The organism is Mycoplana dimorpha (assembly GCF_003046475.1).
Taxonomy (GTDB): domain Bacteria; phylum Pseudomonadota; class Alphaproteobacteria; order Rhizobiales; family Rhizobiaceae; genus Mycoplana; species Mycoplana dimorpha.
This window is the reverse complement of the sequence record NZ_PZZZ01000018.1, coordinates 1-6001: the sequence shown is the minus strand read 5'-3', so window position 1 is coordinate 6001 and position 6001 is coordinate 1. Positions and strand designations below refer to the sequence as shown.

Genomic DNA, 6001 nt, shown 5'->3' with positions numbered 1-6001 from the left:
CAACGGCCATTCAAATAGCCAGATCGATGACCTGCTGCCATGGGCCTACGCCGCAAAGCCCGAACTCAAAGCCGTGGCCTGAAAACACCGCTTACGCGGAAAAGGCGTTCGGCTGAAGTTCACTGATTCAGAGGCGAAACGCATCGCCCGTTTAGAGGGAGAGGGCGGTATTGTCGCCAGCGACAGGGTGCCCTGAGAATACGGTCAGCGAGTTTTGATGCCCGGGGTGCGCATCTCGCGCTAGAGTAGCTTCCCCTCAGTTGCTGGACCTGCGCAACGATTTAGGTCTGCTCTCGGAAGAATACAGTCCCGAAGACCGACGGATGCTGGGCAATTTCCCGCAAGCGTTCTCGCACATCGGGCTTATCAATTCTGCACACAACCTATTGAACGCAAATGGGCCCGCCCGGGAACGCGCGCGGCTCAGTCCTTGGTAACGCTAAGGGAATGGCTTGTCTCCAGGATCGGCTTTCGGCGTTTCCCATGCTCCGACAAGCCAGCCCGGGTACTTTTCTTCACATACGGAGCGAAGCCTCAGGGAGATCTCGGACTGATAGTAGGCGGCCAATCTAAGTGTGTCCGATGTCGAAGGCGTCCCGTCTGGGTGCGCTTTTATGATGGCAAGGAGTCCTTTTCGACTAAGTACATGTTGCGCCTCTCGCAGAAGACGCAACGCGATTTTTCGGCCGCGCAGATCCGAGTGAACCCACAAACGCTCGATGCATGCAACCGAGCCGAGGGCCTCAAAAAGCTCGTCGTTCTCCAATGCTCGTCTAACGAGGTTAGCGTCATCAGCAAGGATGTGGAACGCCATCATAGCGTGCTGACTAGGCCTGTCGAAAAGGTCGAGGTACCAAGCGTCCTGCCTCTCGGGCAAGTGGCCAGGCTGGACCAAGAAACCCCTGAGAACTGCCAAGGAAGGCCCAGTGGTCTCGCTGCTGTCAGCACCTGCTAGCGTCACAGCGAAGTCCAAGGCCTCTGTCGCATCCGCATGCTTGCTGAAACAAGTCTTGTATCTCAGATTTCCAAGGTCGTAGTCCACGACTGCGGGAGAGCCCGTTATATTGGGCATCGAAGAGCTCCTCAATTTCCCGGTATTTAGAGGGGGCAGCAATGTCTCTCCTTGATTACCCCAAGCGAGGCCTGAAGTGGATTCGACTCCGAGCGTGAGCCTTCTGACCTCTTTGGCCTCAAAAGGACTGGAGGATGCTAACCACGTTAGGCTGGACATAGTTCGCATGCATCTTTCGCGACGTCGGCATTGGGATGTCCTCCTCGCTCAATAGCGTCACAAGCATAATAGGGTTGGAAAAGCCCCACAATCGGCCTCAAGCTATTCGCGCGTGATCGCAGTAGGCTGAGAAAGGATCGTCGGATCCACTGGCTCTCGGTTCTAACAGGCTCCGCCACTAGAAACTGGGAATGCTTTGCGGGTGTCGGTTCACCCGCGAAGGATGTGCCATAAGGACTGTTTGCGATTGGCTCCGCCTGTTTTGTCGTCCGATTTTGGTGTTCATCTCCAAAGCGAGGCTGCAGTATTGGCACCATCCGAAGTACTGGAGAAACCCCGGGCAAGTGGCGACGCAAGAACCTCAGCTTTTTACAATGTGATTCAGAATTGTCTGCCACCGCGCCTTGGGCTTTCCTCAAGGCTCTCTGAAGCATTTGGCCGCCACGCCGGGATTTCGTTTCCCTTTTGGTACAGGCGGATCACCGCGCGTCCAAGGCCTCGGCGATTTCGCCATCTCTGGACACCCCCATTCTCGAGCAGCCTCGACCATTTGCCGAGTCCACAGTTCGTCCAAACGCTCCGTGAAATCTAAGTTGGAAATGAGCCTGGAACCGTTTCCGATCGAGGGGGTTGATGTGTTCGAAGTCGATGCCGGCTTCGATACCCAAGGAGAATGTTATGCCCAACCAAAGTGGCTCACACGAGAGGTAAGCCTGGCCAATCGAGCAAAAGCGGTAGCGACAAGACGACCAAAGCTGCTGATTCCAAGAGCTCCTCCAGCAGTTCGCGGGCGGCACTCATGAACAGCACGTGAAAGCGGGCCAGCAAAGCCATAAGAACGACAAGTAGATCAACGGCATGATCGCAGAAGGAGCCCGCCACTGCGGGCTCTTTTTTCGTCGCCGCTTCGACACTAACGGCAATCTCGTGGCCGAGCCGAAAACCGCGTGCTCACAATGGAACCATTGGGCCCTGCATCTATTAGGGGCCTACTGCCGAACTCAAATATTCTGGCAGATCATGAGAGGGGTTCTCTCATGAAGACTTGCGCTTCTGTGTTCTCCATAGTCGTGGCCCCATGTGCAACAGATGCACCGGGCGGTCGCACGCGACAAGCCGAGCGAGCCCTGTTCGCAACACGCGTGAACCAAAGGAACATGCTATGTCCACGCCGCAACCTTCAATGTCCTTCCCGAGGGACCGGGCCATCCCATCGCCCGACGTCCCTAGAGGCGTCGATCCAATCGCTGCTGATCCTTTCCTGACGAGGGCAATCAACAAGATATCCTGGGGAGCCGTATTTGCTGGCGTCGTGCTGGCGCTTGCGGCTCAGTTCATGCTCAATCTTCTCGGCGTCGGCATTGGGGCGGCTGTCCTGGATCCCGCCACCTCCGACAATCCGGCGGCAAGCACCTTTTCGATCATCGGCGGCGTTTGGTTCGTCGTCGCAGGCATCATTGCCGCCTTTATCGGAGCCTACGCAGCCAGCCGTCTCTCCGGCCGCCCGAGCCGGTCAACCGGCGGCTACCATGGGGTTACCTCCTGGGCAGTGACGACTCTGGTAGTTCTCTACCTTCTCACGACTTCGGTGGGTGCGCTCGTCGGAGGTGCTTTCAGCGGCCTGTCGAGCGTCATTGGCGGTGTTGGCAAGACGGCAGAGACGGCAGTCGCGGCGGCCGCCCCGTCAATCGCCTCGGCAACGGATCCGATGGGCGACATTGAACGCCAAATCCGCGAAATGAGTGGCGGCACTGATCCTCAGGCCCTTCAAGCAGCCGCTGTGTCTGCCATGCGGGCGGTCACTACAGGCGACCAAGCCCAGATCGAAAATGCCAAGGCACGTGCTGCCGAAGCACTCGCGAGGGCCCAGAACATTCCTGTCGATCAAGCTCGTGCGAAGGTCAACGAGTATGAGGCGAGTTACAGGGCTTTCGTCGAAAAGACCAAACAGCAGGCCTTGGACGCCGCGGAAGCCACGGCGACGGTAGTGTCAAGCGGTGCACTGATGGGCTTCGTTGCGCTCCTGCTGGGCGCAGTTGCTGCCTGGTTTGGCGGTGTGGCCGGCACGAAACCCATCGCCGTCGAAGAGCACATCCCCGGCAGAGATGCCTAACTGAAGGAATACGAAAATGGCAGAAGCAAAAAATCTCAACGACCTTCTCTATGAAACGCTGAAGGATATTTACTTCGCGGAGAAGCAGATACTGACTGCGCTCCCGAAAATGGCCGATGCGGCTCAGTCGGCCGATCTCAAACAGGCGTTTAAGACGCACGAAGGCGAGACCGAAACTCATGTGGCACGTCTCGAAGAGGTCTTCGAACTGATCGGCAAGCCCGCGCAGCAAAAGACCTGCACCGCGATCCTTGGCATTATCGAGGAAGGCAAGGAAGTCATGTCGGATTTCAAAGGCACGGACGCCCTTGATGCCGGACTTCTAGCGGGAGCTCAGGCGGTCGAACACTACGAGATCAGTCGCTATGGAACGATGATCGCCTGGGCAACGCGGCTCGGATTGGACGAGGTTGCAGATCTCCTTGCTCAAACCCTCGACGAAGAAGAGACCACAGATGAACTGCTTACCGAGATTGCCGAAGCAGTTGTGAACGGCGAAGCGGCCTGATGCGGGAATACTACAATCTGGCGTGGCCGAAGCACCACGCCGGATAGGTAAATGAGCTCCCTCAAGAATATATCTCTCACCGGCTCGACGAGGTTATGCAACTGAGCGATCGGGTCACCGTTTTCCGCGACGGTCGGCATGTCTGGACACGTCGGAGAGCTGACCTGGACGAGGATACGGTGATCGCGGCGATGGTCGGTCGCAATTAAAATGCTAATGTGAGACAAAGGAAGAACGAGCTTAGCCCGCGCCGCGGGCTGGCATCGCGAAGCCAAGCGAGATGAGGCTATCCTAAGAGAGAAAAGTTGCTCTGAGCACCTGGCCACGGCCGCCAGGATTTACCGGGAGCTTGAGCAGTGCTTATGGCCTGAAACTGCGATCGCGAGGTTGCTAACGCTTACCCGCCCCTAGCGAACCTAACTGGGTTGCTCCTGAGCGCCGGGCGGCAGAGATCGCTCGTCGGGCGAGACAGCGCGATTAGTCCGTAACATCAATACGCTGAGCACGAGAGCGGCCAATACGCACAACAAGATCACAAAAATGAGACCTGTCTTGTCCATGCGCGATCTTAGCCCCCTTACGCGTTTTGATGTAAAGGATATCCGTCAGCAATCATCCTTTCCCGCTCGTCAAAACGCTTGTTAGCCGCCTAGCAACTCACGAGCTGCTCAAGGGTCGCGAGCAGGCGGCGCTGCTCGGTGGGCTTGCCGACATTCGGCGCTCCGATCAATACGTCGCCGCCGACAAGCTCCGGTCGATCATAGGCGCTCGCCACCACGAAGGGTACGTTCCTGGCGCGCAGTGCCTCCGCCACCGGCGTCACCGCGCCGTCCTTCAAAGTGACATCCAGAAGCGCCACCGCCGGCAGTTCCACATCTAACAATTTCAGGGCTTCCACAATCGTGGCCGCGGGGCCGAACACGCTCCAGCCGAACCGCTCAAGCAAAAGCTTGAGGTCTATCGCGATCAGGAACTCGTCCTCGACGATAAGCACGGTGCGCATAAAACTGGTCTCGTTGTCATGAGACCGATGCTAACGGGAGGACGATCTCAACCACTAAACCTGTCGAGGCGTAGTTCTGTTCCACACGCCCGCCCAGCTCGCTGGCGACGGCGAACTCGATAAGCTGGGTACCGAACCCGGAAGTGGCCGGCGGCGCGACCCGGGGGCCGCCGCTCTCCTGCCAGACCAGCCGTAGACTGGGCGGGCTGGCCTCATCGACGTGCCAGTGGACGCGAACCTGTCCGGACGGCACCGAAAGCGCGCCGTATTTGAGCGCATTCGTCGCGAGTTCGTGCAGGATCAGGCTCAGCGACATGATCGGCTTCGGTCCAAGTGGTATCGGGGGTCCTAAATCGATGTGAACCCCGGCCTGACCTTCCGAATAGGGCTCAAGGGTCCGCGCGAGAACCTGCTGGAGGTCAGCCTTGCCCTCTTGCGTATAAGCCGCGTCGTGGCCCTCCATGAGCGCGTTGAACCGGCCGAGGAAAGCGTCGCGGTATTCCTCGCCAGAGCGGCCTGCGGCGGTTGTCTGCCGCGCGAGCGCCTGGACCAAGGCGAGCATGTTCTTCATGCGATGCCGGAGTTCGCCCAGGAGCACATCCTTCTCGGCCTCCCCGCGACGGCGTTCAGTGGCGTCCACGATCGAGAGCAACAGGCTGTGGTTCGTGGTGTCGGGATGGAACAGCCGGTGCGCGCTGACGAGCATCGTCCTTCGACCGATGCCCGGAAAGTCGTGCTCGACCTCATAGTCAATAACCGCCGTGCTCTTCGGAACCACCTCATCGAGCAGACGGCGCAACTCTGGAATGTCCCACTGCCGGTTGCCAAGATCGTAAAGGTGCTGGCCGATGGTCTCATCGCGGCTGACGTTGAAGGTCGTACAGAAAGATCGGCTGGCGGTTTGGACGCACAGGTCCTTGTCAAGGACGAGCAAAGGCTCGGGGACCGTGTCGATTATGCTTTGCGACTGGACATGGCCACTCCGCAGCAGGCGATAGATATCTTCCAGATTCATCACTCCATCCCCACGCTCAACACTTACCGATAGTACGTAAGCGGTGTTTTCAGGCCACGGCTTTGAGTTCGGGCTTTGCGGCGTAGGCCCATGGCAGCAGGTCATCGATCTGGCTATTTGAATGGCCGTTG

The 6001-nt window shown here is 58.2% G+C and carries 5 protein-coding genes and 1 pseudogene; 3 read left to right on the top strand and 3 right to left on the bottom strand.

What is annotated here, in order from left to right; all coding sequences use genetic code 11:
* Positions 1 to 257 precede the first annotated feature (257 nt).
* A pseudogene (locus tag C7449_RS22295) lies at positions 258 to 437 on the top strand (glycoside hydrolase family 15 protein); the annotation flags it as partial.
* A 2-nt stretch (positions 438 to 439) separates the two neighbouring features.
* Here the strand turns inward: C7449_RS22295 and C7449_RS21420 are convergent.
* The gene (locus C7449_RS21420; protein WP_108004929.1) at positions 440 to 1072 is read right to left on the bottom strand and encodes a GNAT family N-acetyltransferase; all 633 of its coding nucleotides are present in this window, start codon (positions 1070 to 1072) and stop codon (positions 440 to 442) included.
* Between the two features lie 1342 nt (positions 1073 to 2414).
* On the opposite strand from C7449_RS21420, the gene C7449_RS21415 reads away from it, so the two are divergent.
* Together C7449_RS21415 and C7449_RS21410 are read left to right on the top strand one after the other, a co-directional pair.
* Positions 2415 to 3344 (top strand): PhnA-like protein, encoded by a 930-nt coding sequence (locus C7449_RS21415; RefSeq protein WP_374828346.1) that lies wholly within the window; start codon positions 2415 to 2417, stop codon positions 3342 to 3344.
* A 16-nt stretch (positions 3345 to 3360) separates the two neighbouring features.
* Positions 3361 to 3852: a YciE/YciF ferroxidase family protein gene (locus tag C7449_RS21410; protein WP_108004928.1), complete on the top strand. Its 492-nt coding sequence runs from the start codon at positions 3361 to 3363 to the stop codon at positions 3850 to 3852.
* Positions 3853 to 4501: 649 nt separating this feature from the next.
* On the opposite strand, the gene C7449_RS21405 is transcribed toward C7449_RS21410, so the two are convergent.
* Together C7449_RS21405 and C7449_RS21400 are read right to left on the bottom strand one after the other, a co-directional pair.
* Positions 4502 to 4855 carry a response regulator gene (locus C7449_RS21405; RefSeq protein ID WP_108004927.1) on the bottom strand — a complete coding sequence of 118 codons (354 nt, stop codon included), beginning with the start codon at positions 4853 to 4855 and terminating at the stop codon, positions 4502 to 4504.
* Positions 4856 to 4871: 16 nt separating this feature from the next.
* The gene (locus tag C7449_RS21400) at positions 4872 to 5870 is read right to left on the bottom strand and encodes an HWE histidine kinase domain-containing protein (protein WP_108004926.1); all 999 of its coding nucleotides are present in this window, start codon (positions 5868 to 5870) and stop codon (positions 4872 to 4874) included.
* Positions 5871 to 6001 lie beyond the last annotated feature (131 nt).

Bases quoted from the DNA above. Each gene is read 5' to 3' on its own strand.
- C7449_RS21420 (WP_108004929.1), bottom strand. From the start codon at position 1,072: ATGCCCAATATAACGGGCTCTCCCGCAGTCGTGGACTACGACCTTGGA.
- C7449_RS21410 (WP_108004928.1), top strand. From the start codon at position 3,361: ATGGCAGAAGCAAAAAATCTCAACGACCTTCTCTATGAAACGCTGAAG.
- C7449_RS21405 (WP_108004927.1), bottom strand. From the start codon at position 4,855: ATGCGCACCGTGCTTATCGTCGAGGACGAGTTCCTGATCGCGATAGAC.
- C7449_RS21415 (WP_374828346.1), top strand. From the start codon at position 2,415: ATGTCCTTCCCGAGGGACCGGGCCATCCCATCGCCCGACGTCCCTAGA.
- C7449_RS21400 (WP_108004926.1), bottom strand. From the start codon at position 5,870: ATGAATCTGGAAGATATCTATCGCCTGCTGCGGAGTGGCCATGTCCAG.